General features: G+C 55.7%; 17 protein-coding genes. 6 read left to right on the top strand and 11 right to left on the bottom strand.

The window, feature by feature from the left end:
* Nucleotides 1-22: 22 nt before the first annotated feature.
* From Q1B13_RS18180 to Q1B13_RS18155, 6 genes are all read right to left on the bottom strand, one after another.
* Nucleotides 23-1,258: an AAA family ATPase gene (locus Q1B13_RS18180; protein ID WP_299082808.1), complete on the bottom strand. Its 1,236-nt coding sequence runs from the start codon at nt 1,256-1,258 to the stop codon at nt 23-25.
* A gap of 199 nt (nt 1,259-1,457) precedes the next feature.
* A complete protein-coding gene (locus tag Q1B13_RS18175) occupies nt 1,458-2,084 on the bottom strand; it encodes an OmpA family protein (RefSeq protein ID WP_299082806.1) in 627 nt (208 codons plus the stop codon).
* A gap of 17 nt (nt 2,085-2,101) precedes the next feature.
* Nucleotides 2,102-3,508, bottom strand: a complete 1,407-nt coding sequence (locus tag Q1B13_RS18170) for a type II and III secretion system protein family protein (RefSeq protein WP_298937040.1) — start codon at nt 3,506-3,508, stop codon at nt 2,102-2,104.
* Nucleotides 3,509-3,702: 194 nt separating this feature from the next.
* On the bottom strand, nt 3,703-4,587 hold the full coding sequence (gene cpaB, locus Q1B13_RS18165; RefSeq protein ID WP_298937039.1) for a Flp pilus assembly protein CpaB: 885 nt from the start codon (nt 4,585-4,587) through the stop codon (nt 3,703-3,705).
* Between the two features lie 266 nt (nt 4,588-4,853).
* Nucleotides 4,854-5,180, bottom strand: a complete 327-nt coding sequence (locus Q1B13_RS18160; protein ID WP_299800157.1) for a hypothetical protein — start codon at nt 5,178-5,180, stop codon at nt 4,854-4,856.
* 307 nt (nt 5,181-5,487) lie between these two features.
* A complete protein-coding gene (locus tag Q1B13_RS18155) occupies nt 5,488-5,721 on the bottom strand; it encodes a hypothetical protein (RefSeq protein WP_298937037.1) in 234 nt (77 codons plus the stop codon).
* Between the two features lie 353 nt (nt 5,722-6,074).
* Between Q1B13_RS18155 and Q1B13_RS18150 the strand changes: the two genes are divergently transcribed.
* A complete protein-coding gene (locus Q1B13_RS18150; protein ID WP_299082803.1) occupies nt 6,075-6,941 on the top strand; it encodes a lytic transglycosylase domain-containing protein in 867 nt (288 codons plus the stop codon).
* A gap of 53 nt (nt 6,942-6,994) precedes the next feature.
* Here Q1B13_RS18150 and Q1B13_RS18145 read toward each other — a convergent pair whose 3' ends face one another.
* The 5 genes from Q1B13_RS18145 to tldD all read right to left on the bottom strand — a co-directional run bounded on the left by Q1B13_RS18145 (nt 6,995) and on the right by tldD (nt 14,044).
* The gene (locus Q1B13_RS18145) at nt 6,995-7,621 is read right to left on the bottom strand and encodes a 3-oxoacid CoA-transferase subunit B (protein WP_298937035.1); all 627 of its coding nucleotides are present in this window, start codon (nt 7,619-7,621) and stop codon (nt 6,995-6,997) included.
* Nucleotides 7,621-8,325, bottom strand: coding sequence for a CoA transferase subunit A (locus tag Q1B13_RS18140; RefSeq protein ID WP_298937034.1), 705 nt, complete (start codon nt 8,323-8,325; stop codon nt 7,621-7,623). Before Q1B13_RS18140 ends, Q1B13_RS18145 begins: the two co-directional genes overlap by 1 nt.
* Nucleotides 8,326-8,423: 98 nt before the next feature.
* Entirely contained in the window at nt 8,424-11,063 is a 2,640-nt protein-coding gene (gene topA / locus Q1B13_RS18135) for a type I DNA topoisomerase (protein ID WP_299082801.1), read from the bottom strand.
* 185 nt (nt 11,064-11,248) lie between these two features.
* Nucleotides 11,249-12,382, bottom strand: coding sequence for a DNA-processing protein DprA (gene dprA / locus Q1B13_RS18130; protein WP_299082799.1), 1,134 nt, complete (start codon nt 12,380-12,382; stop codon nt 11,249-11,251).
* Between the two features lie 240 nt (nt 12,383-12,622).
* Nucleotides 12,623-14,044, bottom strand: coding sequence for a metalloprotease TldD (gene tldD / locus Q1B13_RS18125; RefSeq protein WP_299082797.1), 1,422 nt, complete (start codon nt 14,042-14,044; stop codon nt 12,623-12,625).
* Between the two features lie 176 nt (nt 14,045-14,220).
* Between tldD and coxB the strand changes: the two genes are divergently transcribed.
* From coxB to Q1B13_RS18100, 5 genes are all read left to right on the top strand, one after another.
* A complete protein-coding gene (gene coxB / locus Q1B13_RS18120) occupies nt 14,221-15,132 on the top strand; it encodes a cytochrome c oxidase subunit II (RefSeq protein WP_298937030.1) in 912 nt (303 codons plus the stop codon).
* Nucleotides 15,133-15,218: 86 nt separating this feature from the next.
* The gene (cyoE, locus tag Q1B13_RS18115; RefSeq protein WP_299082795.1) at nt 15,219-16,175 is read left to right on the top strand and encodes a heme o synthase; all 957 of its coding nucleotides are present in this window, start codon (nt 15,219-15,221) and stop codon (nt 16,173-16,175) included.
* On the top strand, nt 16,172-16,333 hold the full coding sequence (locus Q1B13_RS18110) for a hypothetical protein (RefSeq protein ID WP_298937028.1): 162 nt from the start codon (nt 16,172-16,174) through the stop codon (nt 16,331-16,333). The genes cyoE and Q1B13_RS18110 overlap by 4 nt, the downstream gene beginning before the upstream one ends.
* On the top strand, nt 16,333-16,908 hold the full coding sequence (locus Q1B13_RS18105; protein WP_298937027.1) for a cytochrome c oxidase assembly protein: 576 nt from the start codon (nt 16,333-16,335) through the stop codon (nt 16,906-16,908). The genes Q1B13_RS18110 and Q1B13_RS18105 overlap by 1 nt, the downstream gene beginning before the upstream one ends.
* A 22-nt stretch (nt 16,909-16,930) precedes the next feature.
* Nucleotides 16,931-17,746: a cytochrome c oxidase subunit 3 gene (locus tag Q1B13_RS18100; RefSeq protein ID WP_120633428.1), complete on the top strand. Its 816-nt coding sequence runs from the start codon at nt 16,931-16,933 to the stop codon at nt 17,744-17,746.
* Nucleotides 17,747-17,867 lie beyond the last annotated feature (121 nt).

Below are 17,867 nucleotides of genomic sequence, written 5' to 3'. Positions count from 1 at the left end.
CGGCTCCCCCTTTGTGATGGTGTTACGCAGCCTCGGCGCTGCTGCTGCCCAGGCTATGAAGCGATTTCGCAAGTTTCGCGATTTCACGGCGAAGTGGATTCTTGGCAGCCGAATTCGCAAGCGGCAATCCGTGGTCGCCACTTTGCATGACCTGCTTGCCACCATCCGGCAGCTGAAGATCTATTGCGACGCTCAGGCTTTCCCCCATGCGCTTAACGCGGCTTTTGCCGTTTAAATCGGTGAATTTCGGCGCGCGATTCAGCGCAAAGCGCAGTTTGTTGAACGGCAGCTCTTCTGCCTGAAGGGCCCGTTTCAGGCGCAGGGTGTTTTGGGCTGACCGCATATCCAGTTCGATCATTGCAAAATACACATGAGCGGCTTGCAAAACAGTTTCCGACCAAAGGATCAGGGTTTTCGGCATGTCGACGATTACATAGTCAAAGCGCTTTCGGGCCGTGTCGATCACGCGCTGGATGTCTTCTGGTGTAATCAAGTCCAAGGGCACCATGTCCGATGGTGCCGTCAGGACTTCAAGCTTTTCTTCATAAGTTTGAAGGGCTTGTGAGAAGACTTCGTCATCCATCGATGCCGTGTCGGACAGCATCTCGAACACTGTTTCACGGCGTGGCAAATCAAGGTATGTCGACACTGTTCCGTATTGAAGATCCAGGTCGATTAGGCAGACAGTTGGCGCGTCCTTGTCAGATACGCAAGCAAGCTCCCAAGCCAAGTTGACCGCAAACGTTGTGGCTCCAACGCCACCGGCCAAGCCATGCACGACAAACAGGGCGCCCTCTTTCGAATCACCGGAGGCCTGCGCAGCGGATGCCACCTGCGCGGCGACAACCGGGTCGGGCTGCTTCATCCGTTCGATGGCTTCCTGCAGTTCGCCTTCAGGAAGAGGGTAGGGCACAAACTCATCAGCGCCTTTGCGCAATAGCTGATGCAGAGACGCCGGGGTCACGTCCTCAGCTATCAGGACGACTTTGATCTTCTTCTCTTTGGCCTGGCTGATGATCTCGCCCATCAAGGACAGGTTGTCCTCGTCTTCGCTGTCGATCGCCAGAGCTACGAATTGCAGTGAATTTGCTTCGGGTTGGCTGAAAAAGGCTAGTGCTTCTGCGAAACCAAGATCGCCCCAGTTTTCACCCAGGGCGGCTTCCATGTCTTCGATCAGCAAGTCAAAGTTCTGAACATCTCGACTGATTGTACAGGCGAGGATTGTAGTGTTGTCGTCTTGTGGTGTCGCGCTTGTCATGCACACAATCCTCGTCGTGAAGGCTTGGCAACTCACGCGAACGAAGAACGCCCGGCTTGGTTTGCTGTCGCCCCTTTGCGGTCAATTCTGGTCGCAGATTTCCCAATTGTTCACAAATTCGCTGGGAAGTTGGGCAATAATTGGGCGCAAAAGAACCAATTGTAGGGAAATGGGCGACGATGCCGCCCATTTCGGGGTATTATTCAGCGCCGCCTGTCGCTTCGACTTCCTGGATAATGCTGAGCGTGGTCGCACTTTCCACGTATTCACGATAGACGATCTCGGCATACTTTCCATCCAAGGTTTGTGGGTTGCCGTCCATAAAGCCTGAGACTTCTGTTACTGTTCGGCGGTTTCGGCGGTCCCGGTTGGGCGTCGCAACCAGCGGGCGGGTTTTCCCGAACGATACAACCGCTTCAAGCCGCGATCTTGATATGCCTTGCTGGGCAAAGAACGCCACAACTACCTGTGCTCGGCGTAGTCCCAAGCTTTTGTTGTAGCTGGTCGAGCCGACTGCATCCGTATGGCCGTAAACACGGAAACGGGCTTCAGGGAATTGCTTGATCCAATCCGCCTGTTGCAACAAGATCTGTTGAGCCGAAGCGTCCAATTGCGAACTGTTGAACGCGAAGTTGATCTGGCTCGGCACATCCGCAGCAAAGCGGCGGCTGAGAATCTGAGCGTATGTCAATTCGCCGTTCATGACCTGAACATTGTTTAAGGTCGCGTTTCCGAACGTGCCGCGATCAATCTCGTAGCCGGCTTCGCGGGTACAAGAAGCGGCGACAGCAACCGTCAGACCTAGTGTGATGATCCACTTTTGCATTGGTCCAATCCTCCTGATCAATCTAGGACATAACCGTAAGAGCTGCCGAAGTCTTGGTTGGCGACTTCAGAAGCTCCGCCGGCACCGATGCGTTCAGTGCGTGCGACGCGGCCATTTACGAACAGGTCGAACTCACTGGGCGGTTTGACTCGGTCGGTGGGCAACGCAAGCGCTTCTCCACGCGTTGGAGAAACCAGATGCGCAGTGATAATGATTACAAGTTCGCTTTGCTCGCGCTGGTATTCAGCACTACGGAACAGGGCGCCCAGCACCGGGACGTCACCCAACCAGGGAACCTGACTGCTCAGATCAGCGAAGTTGTCCTGAATCAGGCCAGCGATGGCAAAGCTTTCGCCGTCGCGCAGTTCGATCGTTGTTTTAGCCTGACGTGTGATAAAGCTTGGGACTGTGTCGCCGTTGATCGTGAAGTTCGAGCTTGTATCGATGCTGGATACTGCCGTCCCGAGTTCAAGGTTGATCAGGTCGCCATCAACGACGCGCGGGACAAAGTCCATTTCGACGCCAAACGCTTTGTATTCGATGGCAACAACACCATCGTCCTGTGGTACCGGGATCGGGACTTCGCCGCCCGCCAGGAACGATGCTTCCTGACCAGACAGAGCGGACAGGTTTGGTTCTGCCAGGCTGCGCGCAAGTCCTTTATTTTCAAGAGCTTCTAGAAGAAGACGAACCTGAGTTGACCCTGCACCAAACCCGAAAAGAATGGCACCTGTGTTTGACTGGACCAAGGGAATGTTGTTCCCAAGAGCGTTGGACAATGCACCTTGAGAGTTCAAGGTGTTGAAGCCCGCCGTAACGTCTCCACCACCAAAACCAAGCGATGCTGACAAGTTCTTTGCGACTGTGCGGTTCATTTCTGCAAACCGAACTTTCAGCATGACTTGTTGAACACCGCCCACGGACATCAGATTAGAAACACGTTCCGGCGCATAACGTTCTGCCAATTCAAGCGCGCGAGCAAGTTTTGCGGCACTGGATACGGTGCCCGACAAGACAATACCGTCATTGGCCGTGCGTACTTCGATCTGTTCTGCGGGAAGAATTTGACGCAACCGCTCTTTGAATTCGGTCACATCTGGTGCAACGCGAACCCGAACATTGGCGATCAGATTTCCGGCGCCATCAAACAGTGTCATCGTTGTTGTGCCAGGTGCTTTACCTAACACGTAAATGGTACGATCAGAAAGCGATGAGATATCAGCAATGCCTGCGTTGGCAATACTAAGCTCTGCAAACGGTTGTTCGCTTTCAACAACGATCGCGCGGCTCATCGGCACATCCAGTGTTTCCACTGTGCCTTTCTTTACCACGCGAAGAGTTTCAGCCCAGGCGGCATCGCCGACCGGGCCCACAACAAGCGACAACCCCAGCAGGGTTGCGCTGATCCAGGAACGTATTGTCATGTGACCTGCCTCTCCGATCACGCCTCGTTTTTTGGGTCTTATGCCCTATGTTGAATGAGACTGCGCGAAATCCGAATTTATTGCAATAATCAATGGTTTCTGGAATTTTCCTTATGTGGACAATAGGCAACAACTAAAACGATCTAAGCCGCGCTATTGGCGCGGCTTAGATCAACTAACACTCTGAATTAAAGTCAATTTGTGCAGGGGATCTCGGTTACGACGATATCTCCGCCACGGCGTGTCTTGATGGTGCAAACTTGTTTCGGAGCCTTCTTTGGCGCCGGCGCAACATCCACAATACCAAGAAGCGACTTTTGGTCGACCTCAATAGTCGCCGTCGCGACGGCTTCTTCCTCAACGCCCACCAAGGCCAGCGACAGGCGACCTGTATTTTGGGCCTGGGCAAGCGATGCGACTTGCTGAGGCGTCGCGGCCACGGTGACCGTGCGTGCGATTGTGGCACCTGTAACGTCTGATCCCGCAGTTTGATCAACTGCGATCAGTTGGATTTTCGGCTGGATGAGGCGTGTGATCTCGCCTTCGGCACCGTCTACGATACCCCTAAGCGATCCCGTCCAATAGACATCTACATTGTCGCCAGGCCGCAAAAAACCGGACACGCCCGATGCCACGTCAACACTGATTGCAAAGGCGCGCATGCCTTTTTCGAGGCGCGACGTCAAACCTGCCTTTTCACCTGGTTCGGTGATTTTGACAGCCATGAGTGCTTCGTCTTTTTCCATGGTCCTAAGAACGTACCGATCACCATTGGCCGTTTCAGGAAAAAGCGCAGTCATCTCAAGGAAACTTCCTTCGGGCACGGCGTTCTCTGGCCAGTCCACGATTCGCACATCTTCTTGGGCTAACTTTTCGCCGTACTTCAATAGCCGGTTCGAAACGATGACGCTGACTGTAGGAATCACTTCCACCTGAGCATTTGCCAAAGCTTCTTGCGCCGCCAAGCGTTCCCGCGCGAGCTCGGCTTGATATGCTGAGATATAGTTGCGCGCCATATAGACCGCTCCACCGGCCAAGGCGATCCCTACTATTAGGACAAGTCCAAAAACTGCTCGCATGTACATACCTCTTTATTGCCTTGGCGTCGCGTGTACCGGCCTAAGCAAAATAATGAAACAGCGTATTCTTTAGAACGAAATTGTGTCGAAAAATTGGACAAAATATTGAATTGCGCGCTTCATTGCTATTTTGGCACCAGAATTGCAGCCGGAGCCTAGAAGTTTTGCATGTATTCAACGGTGACGAAACGCCACTGATCATGCGATAGCATTTGGGAATAGAGTGCAGCTAGCGTGTAGTTGCTAAGCTGCCGGGCGAGGAAAAGTTACCCGCCGCCGCCGGCCGTGCCTGCTGTCGTGAAGCCACCCGCGCCACCGAGACTTGTGCCGGTGCTGACAGTTGAGCTGCTTAGCGCAGAGTTAACATTGCCGCTTAAGCCAATCGTTCCTGTCTGGATAGCAAAGTATAGCAACGTGGCCAGGCCGATTATCAAAGCTGTTAACACAACCCAGTCCACCGTTACGGCGCCGTCTTCCGACACTTTGAAGGCTTTGAAAAACCGGTTCATGTTTTGCCTTTCTAGCAGCCTGCCGCGGGGCGATGCCTGACGAGAAGTTGATAATTGATTGGCGCGATGCGCTATTTCGTTCATATATTTGTGATCGTCATGGATGGCGGGAATTGGGCAAAACATTGATTTATATGCCGTAATCTCGACTTATTAAGCAACAATCAAGCGCTGGAACGTAGTATTATTCCCGCAATGAACACCATGTTCTGATGTGCTGGTTAAGGAGGCTGCAAATGAGCCTCCAAACTTTCACCGAGCGAAAAGCCTAGTTTGAGCGCAGAGATATTCGGGCACAGAGGTGTTTGGCCTGCGTAAGCGTTCAACTAACAAGAAAAAACCGCGCCCAGAAAGGGCGCGGTCTCGTCTCCGGAAAGGAGAAGTATCAGGCTTAGTTGTTGGTGCCTTCGCCGGTGATACCACCTGCGGTACCAGAGTTGGTGCCGGTGCTGATGGTTGCGCCCGACAGAGCGGTGTTCACGTCGGTGGCCAGGCCAACCGCACCGTCAGAAATCTGTGTGTAAGCAACGGTGCCCAGACCGATGACTGCAGCGGTCAGAACGACCCAGTCAACTGTTACGGCGCCGTCTTCGTCTTTGCGGAAGTTCTTGATGAACTTGATCATGTTATGTCCCTCCTAAAGGATCTAAAAAAAGTCTGTTGAACCTCGGCGTCTTCCAGAGCTTTCTCTCTCAGTCCGCTCAAGTCCGTCTCGGTATGGGACAAGTTTTGCCCTTCACGCGTGGCAGGAATTGGGCCAAACGCGGATTTTTTGTCGTCGGGCTTAACTTTTTGATGATAAATTGACTAACAATATGATTTTAAACAGTAAAAATTTCATTAACCAATGTCAGAGGTTGTTGTAGCGATGCAAAATTGCGGCAAATGAGGCGAAATTGCCCCATTTCGCTTTGTTTTTCTGGCGTTGCGGGAAGATTCGGGGTTCAAATCGCGGAAAAGAAAACATGAGGCAGGCAAATGAATCCCCGGGACGCACTTATATGCGCCGGCGTGTTGGCGTTTCTGACATCGGGCGTGGCGCCAGCAATCGCGACCGAAGTTGAGCCGCGTGGTGTTTACAAGCGGATCAAGGCCCCAGCGCCTGGGGATCGCCCGCGCATCACCGTGCAGATCACCGAAGAAGAGCACGCTGCCAGACCTTCCGCCCCTAGTACAGGTGTTGAACTGGCTGTCCCGGAAGTCGCCACGCCTGCAAAAATCACTCCGCCTTCCGCCCCAGGTGCTGGTGTCAAAGCAAATCCAAAAGGGGCGTACACAGCTTTTTGGGACAGGATCTCGCCTGAATTGGCCCAAGCAGGATCAGGGCGGTTGGACGACGCCATCAACGCTCTGGCTGCAACCAGTGTAAGATCACCCCGGCTGCAGACGTTACAGAACATCGCGCAAGAGCAAGGGATTGAGATCCTGCGCTCTACGGTTGGCACCAACGTATCACCTGCGCTGGTCCTAGCAATCATTTCGGTGGAATCTGCCGGTCGTGTGGATGCCGTTAGCTCCGCAGGTGCGCAGGGGCTTATGCAATTGATGCCTGCCACTGCCAAACGGTTTGGCGTTCAGGACAGTCTCAAACCAGAGCAGAACATCGCAGGGGGCGTGAAATATCTGAACTGGTTGATGGGAGAGTTCGGAAACGATCCGATTCTGGTCTTGGCTGGCTACAATGCCGGAGAAGGCGCCGTACGCAAACACAGTGGCGTGCCACCTTATTCTGAAACACGGGACTATGTTCCCAAGGTTCTTGCCGCGTTTCAGATCGCCCGAGCGCTGTGCACCACGCCTCCTGATCTGATTTCAGATGGCTGCGTATTTCAGACGTCAAACTAACAAAGCCCGCCAAATCCGGCGGGCTTTTGATTTGGACCCGGTCGCCTAAGGGGCTAGGTGACGATCTTTGCTTCGGTTGCGGCGCGCATTTCATCTTCGCTGACACCATCCGCCAGTTCGACGATCTTCAGGCCACCCTCGACCACATCCAAAACACCGAGATTGGTTATGATACGATCCACAACGCCTTTGCCCGTCAACGGCAAAGTGCATTTTGACAGAACTTTTGAATCACCGTGCTTGTTGGTGTGGTCCATTACGACGATGACGCGGCCTACGCCCGCCACAAGATCCATGGCGCCACCCATTCCCTTAACCAGCTTCCCAGGAATCATCCAGTTGGCCAGATCGCCTTTTTCATCCACTTCCATTGCGCCCAGAATTGCAGCGGCGATTTTGCCACCCCGGATCATTGCAAAGGATGTGGCACTGTCGAAATAGGCGGTGCGGGACAATTCGGTGATCGTCTGCTTGCCCGCATTGATCAGGTCAGGGTCCTCTTCGCCCTCGAACGGGAAGGGCCCCATACCAAGCATGCCGTTTTCGGATTGCAGCGTGATGTCTTTGTCACCCACGTAGTTCGCCACCAGGGTCGGGATCCCGATGCCGAGGTTTACATACATGCCGTCTTCAAGCTCATCCGCTGCACGAGCAGCCATCTGATTTCGGTCCCAGGGCATTATGCGTCCTCCTTCTTGCGGGTGGTGCGTTGTTCAATACGCTTTTCATGGCTGCCTTGAACAATGCGATTCACATAGATGCCGGGCAGGTGGATCGAATCCGGGTCCAGCGAGCCGCGTGGAACAATCTCTTCCACCTCGGCCACACAGATTTTGCCGCAAGTTGCCGCTGGCACGTTGAAGTTCCGGGCAGTTTTCCGAAACACCAGATTGCCCGTATCGTCCGCTTTCCACGCTTTGACGATGGCCAGGTCAGCGAAAAGGCCTTCTTCAAGGATATAGGTTTCGCCGTTGAAATCCTTATGTTCCTTGCCATCGGCAATCACTGTGCCCACACCAGTCTTGGTATAAAAGCCAGGAATACCTGCACCACCGGCACGCATGCGTTCGGCCAGTGTGCCTTGAGGGTTGAACTCTAGCTCCAGTTCGCCGCTGAGGTACTGACGCATGAACTCTGCGTTTTCGCCAACATATGAACTGATCATTTTCTTGACCTGCTTGGTTTGCAGCAGAATACCGATGCCGAAATCATCAACGCCTGCATTGTTCGAGGCAAAGGTCAGATTCTGAGCACCGGAGTCTTTGATTGCCTCAAGCAGCAGCTCGGGAATGCCGCACAGGCCGAACCCGCCTGCGGCAATCAGCATGCCATCCGACAACACCCCATCGAGCGCCTCGGCGGCATTGGCATAGACTTTCTTCATGGAAAACTCCCCCAATGACATGGTGATGGGCAGGTTGTGCCGCCACGTCACGGGGAAGTCAATGAAACCAAGGGGGTGATGGTATTTCTACCTAACGCCTAACTGGCGGCCTTCTTGGTCGTTTTCTTCGGTGCCGTTTTTTTCTTTGGCGCCGCTTTTTTCTGGGAGCCTTTCTTGGCCGCCTTCTCGTTGGCCAGCTCGACCGCCATTTCCAGCGTTACATCCTCGGGCTTGATGTCTTTTGGCAAGGTCGCATTGACCTTTTCCCATTTGACATAAGGCCCATAGCGCCCATCCAGCACCTGCATCGCGCCGCCATCGGGATGCTCACCTAAATCTTTCAGCGGTTTTGCAGCCGCCTGTCCGCGCCGACCCGGATTGGCGCGTTTTTCGGCCAATAGCTCAACGGCGCGGTTCATACCGATCTCGAACACATCATTTGGGTCTTTGAGGTTGGCATAGACAGGTTTGGCTTCATCGGCCAACTGATGCATCAGGTAAGGACCAAACCGTCCGAAATTTGAGGTGATCATGCCGCCTTCGGGGTGATCGCCAATCTGGCGTGGCAGGCTGAGCAGGGTCAGCGCCTTTTCCAGATCAAGGTCATCCTTACTCCAACCGCGCGGCAGGGATGCGCGTGGCGGCTTTTTGTTCTCGGGCGTGGGCTCACCACGTTGCACATAAGGTCCGAACCGGCCGGACTTCAGCCAGATTTCATCGCCTGCGTCTTCGCCCAGCAGGCGTTCTTCGCCCTGTGCGCCTTCGCCGGCGATAGGCCGCGTATAGGTACATTCAGGGTAATTGCCACAGCCGACGAACCCGCCGGTGCGTGACGTTTTCAGGTGGAGCTGCCCAGCACCGCATTTCGGACAGATACGAGGGTCACTGCCATCCTCGCGCGGAGGATAAAGCTGCGGGGCCAGTGCCTCGTCGAGCTTGTCCAGCACTTCGGAAATGCGAAGCTCGGACGTTTCGCCAATCGCTGCCGAGAAATCGCGCCAGAACTTGCTCAGCAACTCTTTGTAGTCGCGGCCACCGGCGCTCACGTCGTCTAGCTGCTCTTCTAACGTTGCGGTGAATTCATAACCCACATATTGCCGGAAGAAATTCAGCAGGAAGATCGTAACGATGCGCCCCTTTTCTTCGGGGATCAGCCGGTTCTTGTCCTTGCGCACATATTCGCGATCCTGAATCGTGGTCACGATCGAGGCATAGGTTGACGGCCGTCCGATGCCTAGCTCTTCCATGCGTTTGACCAGCGTTGCCTCAGTATAACGCGGGGGCGGTTGGGTGTGGTGCTGCAGGGCCAACACAGATTCGTTGTCAGATAAGACCGCCTCTTTCGCAACTCTTTCACCGCTGTCGCTTGTCGCCTTGGCGAACTGCTCGCGCAGCGAAGCCTTGGCAAATGGCGACGGATCGCCCTGCATGATTTGCGGCAGGCGCTTGTCGTCCTCATCGGCGACATCGTCACGGCCTTCTTCGTAAACCCGCATGAAACCATCGAACATCATCACTTGCCCGGTGGCGCGTAGTCCGACCTGTCCATCAGCGCTGCCGATCTCAACCGTGGTGCGTTCAAGACGCGCCGCCGCCATCTGGCAGGCGATGGTACGTTTCCAGATCAGGTCATACAGCTTGCGCTGATCCTCATCCGTCAGCTTCAGCGTCTTGGCATCGCGGGACATATCCGTTGGACGTATACACTCGTGCGCTTCTTGGGCGTTCTTGGCCTTGTTCTTGTACATACGCGGGCTGTCCGGCACGTATTCAGCGCCATAGCGGTCGCCAATCACATCGCGTGTGGCCGTCACAGCCTCGGGCGCCATGTCGATCCCGTCTGTCCGCATATAAGTAATGTAGCCAGCCTCATACAGACGTTGCGCCACCTGCATCGCATGGCGCGCGCCCATGCCGAACTTGCGGCTGGCTTCCTGTTGCAAGGTCGACGTCATAAACGGGGCGCTGGGATTGCGGGCGGCGGGCTTGGCCTCAACCGAAGTGACGCTCAATGCGCGGCTGGTGATCGCTTGAACCGCCAACTCTGCCTGCGTCGCATTCGTCAGGTCGTGTTTATCCAGTTTTTTGCCGGCCAGAGTGACAAGACGCGCCTCATAGGTCTGACCGCGTGGTGTTTCGAACAACGCGCGCACCGACCAGTATTCGACGGGCTTGAACGCCTCGATCTCCATCTCGCGTTCGACGATCAGGCGCAGGCAAACCGATTGCACGCGGCCTGCAGATTTCGCTCCGGGCAGTTTCCGCCACAGAACAGGCGACAGGTTAAAGCCGACAAGATAGTCCAATGCACGACGGGCCAGATAGGCCTCGACCAGCGGCATATCGACCTGACGTGGGTTCTGCATCGCCTCGGTCACTGCGTCTTTGGTGATCGCGTTAAAGGTCACCCGGCTAACTGGCGTGTCCTTCTTGATCGACCGGCGCTTGGTCAATGCCTCCTGCAAGTGCCAGCTGATCGCCTCTCCCTCGCGATCGGGGTCAGTGGCGAGGATCAGGGCGTTATCTTCTTTCAGCGCGTCGGCAATGGCTTTGACATGTTTGCGACTGTCGTTGCCGACTTCCCATTTCATGGAAAATTCATCATCGGTATCAACCGATCCATCCTTGGGCGGCAGGTCCCGCACATGGCCGTAAGAGGCCAAAACTGTGTAGTCGGGGCCAAGGTATTTATTGATCGTTTTAGCTTTGGCCGGAGATTCTACAACAACTACAGGCATTTAAGGGAAGACCTCGCTCGACGGATATGGCGCCTTATATGGCGGTGCAAAATGTGTGGGGCAAGATCGAATTGTCAATGCGTTCCTTTTGACCAACGAGTTGGGGCCAAAAAACCATTTATTACAACCTGGTCATACGCGAGCTAATTTGAGTGTTCACGCAGGGTTGCAGCCTTGTGGCGGCTTCAAGCCGACAGCGCCAGCAGGCTGCCTGGTTGTCGCTGTATGCGTCCGTCCAGCTCTAGGTCGACCAGAGCCGGGCCGATTTCGCCAGCGCTTGCTGCGATGTCGCGGATCAATTGATCCTCGGCGATCGGTGAAGGACCAAGCCGTGTCAGAATCTCGTGATGCAGGGTTGCTGGCGATGCCCCACGCGAGGGCGTGGCAACCAGCGGTGCGATCACTTCCTTTTCAACCGTGTTCTGCCGCTGCGGCAGGGCGTCAACGACGTCGTCGGCTGATCGGACCAGTGTTGCACCATCGCGAATCAACAGGTTGCACCCTGCGGCCCTGGCGTCAAATGGATGGCCGGGAACAGCCAGCACCTCGCGCCCCTGATCCAGCGCATCCCGCGCAGTAATCAGGCTGCCCGATTTCGCCGCTGCTTCAACCACGACCACAGCCTGCGCCAACCCTGATATGATGCGATTCCGGCGCGGAAAGTGCCGCGCCTGAGGCGTTACACCCATCGGTTGCTCTGACAATCGTAGCCCGGTTGTCGCAATGTCATGCGCCAGGTCCGCGTTTTCTGCCGGATAGATCACGTCGACGCCACCGGCCATCACGGCCACGGTGCCGGTGTTCAGTGCGGCCATATGGGCTGAGGTATCGATGCCGCGTGCCAGTCCTGAGACTACGGTATATCCCTGTTCCCCCAGCTCTTTGGCCAGACCACGCGCCATTCTTGCGCCCAGAGAGGAACAATTGCGTGCGCCGACCATTGCAATCGCGGGACGCTCCAGGATCGAGATGTCGCCAATGGCCCACAAAAGTGGCGGAGCGTCTGATACATCGTGCAGGGCTTTGGGAAAATCGGCGGCGCCAAGGCACAAAAGCCCTGCTTTGGCAGCCTTTGCGGCCTTGATCTCCGCCTCGACGACGCCCGGAGGGCATATTTCATACCCTTCTATCCCGGCGGCGCGTGCCATTTCAGGCAGCGCGGCCAGCGCGTTCTGCGCTGACCCGTGCTCGCTGAGCAGCCGCCGGAACGTTGCCGGGCCAACCTTGCGCGAGCGCAACAGACGGAGCCAGGAAAACTGGTCCTCTTCCGTGGTGGGTGGGAGTGGGGGGTGATAGGAAGAAAGCTGCTCTTCGGTCATCCGATGCTCCGCCTGATTGCAGAACTGGTTTACGGGAGACCGGGTTAACACCTCGTGAATCTCAATAAATTATCCGCAATCCTTTCTGAAATTACCACGAGAAACATGTTTATCTATATGTAAAATAAACATAAAATAGTTTTGTCGGTATTCAGGGATACGTCAGACAAAAAGAAAATGCGTCAAACAAAAAAAGGCGCAAGGTTAACCCTGCGCCTTGTCAAACGGCCCGGTTCCGACTCACGCGGCCGATCCTCCGATGGTCAGGCCATCCATCAGGACCGTGGGTTGACCAACACCAACCGGCACCCATTGTCCGTCCTTGCCGCAGGTGCCCATGCCGGGATCCAGCGCCATGTCATTGCCCAGCCCGCGAATACGTTTCAGCGCCGATGGGCCATCGCCGATCAGCGTTGCACCCTTGACGGGTGCGCCGATCTTGCCGTTTTCAACACGATACGCTTCGGTGCAGGAAAACACGAATTTGCCGTTGGTGATGTCCACCTGACCACCGCCAAAGCCGACCGCCCAGATGCCATCCTTGATCTCGGACACCAACTCTGCAGGATCTGCGTCGCCGCCCAGCATGATCGTGTTGGTCATCCGAGGCATCGGTTTGTGCGCATAGCTTTGCCGCCGACCATTGCCCGTCGGTGAAACGCCCATCAAACGCGCGTTCTGACGGTCCTGCATGTACCCGGTCAGGATACCATCTTCGATCAGCACCGTCCGCGAACTTGGCGTGCCCTCATCATCTACCGAGATCGACCCGCGCCGATCTGTAATTGTGCCGTCATCCACAACGGTCACACCTTTCGAAGCGATCTGTTGACCCATGAGCCCGGCAAAAGCAGAGCTGCCTTTGCGGTTGAAATCCCCTTCCAGCCCATGACCGATTGCCTCGTGCAGCAGGATACCGGGCCAGCCGGGACCTAGTGCCACTTCCATCACGCCAGCCGGGGCAGGGACCGCATCCAGGTTGACCAGAGCGACCCGCAGAGCCTCGCGGACCTTGTCGTTCCAATCGGTTGGATCAATCAGCCCGCTTAGCCCCACACGACCTCCGCCACCTGCCGAGCCGCTTTCGCGCCGCCCGTTCTGTTCGACAATGACCGAGATGTTCACGCGTGTCATCGGACGCACATCGCGCACCAGCACGCCGTCGGGGCGCAGGATTTCGACCTCTTGCACCGCAGCGGCAATGGTCGCGCTGACTTGCACAACCCGCGAATCCAGATCGCGGGCAAAGGCGTCAATCTCGCGCAGCGTTTCAACCTTCACAGGGAAACTGGCCGAGTCGATCGGATCTTCGTCCGTGTACAGACGTTTGTTGGTGGCCATCGGCGCCCCGGCAAGCGTGCCCCCGCCATCGCCTACGGCCAAACGCGCGGTTTCTGCCGCCCGCTTCAGCGAGGGGATCGAAACGTCGGTTGAATGGGCGTAACCCGCCACTTCTCCCTGCACTGCCCGCAGGCCGAACCCTTCGGATGCGTCATATGAGGCCGTGCGCAGACGGCCATCGTCAAAGACCAGCGCTTCGGATTTGCGCCGTTCTACAAACAGCTCACCGTCTTCCGCGCCGGCTGTTGCCGACCGCAGAACGGCCAGTGCTTCGTCATGCGGAAGTGCGCTCTCAAAGGGGCGAAACGGGGCTTGAGACATGGGTTGCGGCCTTTCCGGTTTGATCCAGATCAAAAATAGCGTCTGTTTGACGCAAGCATTTTGCTTTATCTACCCGACGGAATATGGTTTTTAACGCGGCCAAAGACAACGGGTGAGGTGTGACCGATTCACACCTTTTCGCCAGGGACGTAAAGATCAAACGATCAGGACAGAACATGAAGAATGCTTTGATGCTTTCGGGGTTAGTGACAGCCCTCTCCAGCCTTCCCGCCATGGCTCAGGAGCTTGAAATTATTGGCAAGCCAGTTGATGGCGGTTGGGGCTTTCAGCCAGCGGCCACTGTACTTGCCGATCAGATACATCGTCTCGATACGATGATTCTGGTGATCATCACCGTGATCTGTGTGTTCGTTGCGGGGCTTCTGGTCTATTGCATCGTGCGCTACAATAAGCGCGTCAATCCAACGCCAGCGGGCTTTTCACACTACACCCCGGTGGAAATTGCGTGGACGCTTGGACCTATCGTGATTCTGGTTTTTATCGGCGCTTTCTCATTGCCCGTTCTGTTCCAGCAACAGGAAATTCCTAAAGGCGATGTCGTCATCAAAGTTGTCGGCAACCAGTGGTACTGGACCTACGAGTATGTCGATCATGATTTTGCGTTCGACAGCTATCTGCTGGGCCACCCGGCGACGTTGGACGAAGGAACGCGCCCCGCGGATGCCGATGTGACCCCGTTTGTTCTGGACGATGCAATGCGCGCCAAGCTGTCCGACGCCGGCTACAGCTCGGATGAATGGCTGCTGGCGACAGATACCGCAGTTGTTGTGCCGGTGAACAAAGTGGTGGTGATGCAAGTGACCGCATCAGACGTGATCCATTCCTGGACGATCCCATCCTTCGGCGTGAAGCAGGATGGTGTGCCGGGCCGCTTGGCCGAGCTGTGGTTTGAAGCTGAGAAAGAAGGCATCTATTTTGGCCAGTGTTCGGAATTGTGCGGCAAAGACCACGCCTATATGCCTATCACCGTCAAGGTGGTGAGCCAGGAAGCGTATGACGAATGGCTGACAGGCGCGATCGACGAATACGCAGGCCTGCCGCAGAGCTTTAAGGTCGCCTCGAACTGAGCGCGGATAGGGTAGGGTCTGCCTACCCGACTTAAGATGCAAGCTGTGCGGGGTTTCGCGCAGCTTTCGCCCCAGAAGGACCGGAAATGACCGACGCAAGCATCAATGCCAGCACCGTAGCCGCGCAGCCCCACGCGGACGAGGCCAGCTTTGGCGATTACTTCGCCCTGCTGAAGCCGCGCGTGATGTCTCTTGTTGTCTTCACGGCTCTGGTCGGATTGCTAGCCGCGCCGGTCCCGGTTCATCCGTTTGTCGGGTTCTGCGCTATTTTGTTCATAGCGATAGGCGGCGGTGCTTCGGGTGCCCTGAACATGTGGTGGGACGCGGATATCGACAAGGTGATGAAACGAACCAAAGGTCGTCCGATCCCCTCCGGCAAGATTGAAGAAGGCGAAGCACTGGCGTTGGGGCTGGCGCTGTCCGGCCTTTCCGTGATCATGCTGGGGCTGGCGACCAACTGGATAGCCGGCGCATTTCTGGCTTTCACGATTTTCTTCTATGTTGTCGTCTATACGATGTGGCTGAAACGTTCGACGCCGCAGAACATCGTGATTGGCGGTGCTGCCGGGGCATTTCCGCCGGTCATCGGCTGGGTCGCAGCCACAGGCTCGATGCCACTTGAGCCGTGGTTGATGTTTGCCCTGACCTTCATGTGGACGCCACCGCATTTCTGGGCGCTGGCGCTGTTCATGCGGTCGGATTACGACGATGCGGGCGTGCCGATGCTAACCGTGACACATGGCCGACGTGCAACCCGGACGCATATCCTGATCTACACTGTCCTGCTTGCGGTACTGGCCGTTGGAACTGCGTTCTCCAATATTGGCGGTCCCGTGTATCTGACGGTTGCCCTTATCCTGAATGCGCTGTTCCTAAGCGGCGCCTGGAAGATTTCGCGCCGGACCGAAGCCGACTCGGAAGCGGATAACTTCAAGGTCGAGCGGTCTTTCTTCAAGCTGTCATTGCTCTATCTCTTTCTTCATTTCGGCGCGATCCTGATTGAAGCGTTGCTGAAACCCTACGGATTGGGAGGTTGGTCATGAGCTTGCGCAAAAGCCACGAACTGCATCAGCGCCGTTTCGGGCGCAATCTGGGCGTGGGGCTGACGTTGGCAGCGTTCATCGTCATCATTTTCGGCCTGACCGTCGTCAAGGTCTCGGGCACCGATTTTGGAATGGCGCAGCAAGAGGTTCAGAACTAATGGCACTGACCGGTCCTCAGAAGACTGTTGCGCAAACGGTGGGTGTGGTTGTTCTGATGGGTGGCCTGGCTTGGGCATCTGTGCCCTTCTATGACTGGTTCTGCCGCGTCACCGGGTTTGGTGGCACAACAGGTGTAGCTGAGGCCGCCCCCGAAGACATTCTGGATCGGACCGTGACAGTGCGCTTCGATGCGTCCAAAGCCAAGGACATGGCCTGGGAATTCAAACCGGTTGCGCGCGAGATGGAGGTCCGCATCGGTGAAACCGGATTAGCCTTTTACGAGGCCTATAACCCGACCGACCGCCCCATTGCTGGACAAGCGTCATATAACGTGGCGCCCTATTCTGCAGGTGGGTATTTTCAGAAAATTGCTTGCTTCTGCTTTGAAGAGCAGGTGCTGCAACCCGGGGAACGGGTTGAGATGCCGGTAAGTTTCTTCGTCGATCCTGAAATCGTCGAAGATCTTGAAGCCAAATATGTGCATACGATCACTCTGTCGTATACATTCTACGAAATTGATCTGCCCGAGGGCTATGCCGCCCTTGACGCGCAGTCCGATAAAAAAACGAACTAACGCCTGTAGGTGAGGGACGCTGATGGCACACGCTAAAGACCATGACTACCATATTCTAAACCCATCAATCTGGCCGCTGATTGGCGCCGTTGGCGGGTTTGTGATGCTGTTTGGAGCCGTCCTGTGGATGCACGGAGTCACTCCGTGGATGTTCTGGGCGGGCCTGATTGCCGTGCTTTACACTATGTTCGCATGGTGGTCCGAAGTTGTTGTTGAAAGCAGACAAGGGGATCATACGCCGGTTGTCCGCATCGGCCTGCGCTACGGCTTCATCCTTTTTGTGATGTCCGAGGTAATGTTCTTCTTTGCCTGGTTCTGGTCATTCTTCAAACATCGCATGTATCCGATGTATGACTATGCCGGAACGGAATACATCCAGCCGGATATTCACGCTGTCGACCCGTTCCACCTACCTTTGATCAACACGCTGGTCCTGCTGCTGTCAGGCTGCGCCATCACTTGGGCGCACCATGCGCTGGTGCATGACAATGACCGCAAGGCGCTGATCAATGGTCTGGCTATTGGTATTGTCCTTGGGGTTGCGTTCACCGCGCTGCAGGCGTTCGAGTATTACGAATTGCTGGCGCATGAGGGCTGGAAGTTCGGCGATGATCAATTCTATTCGAACTTCTTCATGGCAACGGGTTTCCACGGTTTCCACGTCCTTATCGGAACGATCTTCCTGTCGGTTTGTTTGATCCGGGCGCTGCGCGGGGACTTTACGCCAGAAAAGCATGTCGGGTTCGAAGCCGCAGCCTGGTACTGGCACTTCGTGGACGTTGTTTGGCTGTTCCTGTTCTTCGCTGTCTACATCTGGGGCCAGGCCCCGTTGATGTAGCGCCTGTCAGGCTATCCAATTGCAAAAGCCGCCCTGAGGGGCGGCTTTTTCTCTATCCGGGGCGCAAGATTGCGCCCCATACAATTGCGCGGTTGCATTTACGTCTGCGCAGACTTTAACA

It is taken from the genome of uncultured Ruegeria sp. (genome assembly GCF_947489545.1).
Taxonomy (GTDB): Bacteria; Pseudomonadota; Alphaproteobacteria; order Rhodobacterales; family Rhodobacteraceae; genus Ruegeria.
The sequence above is the reverse complement of the archived record's forward strand: the minus strand, read 5'-3'. Positions and strand labels throughout refer to the sequence as shown.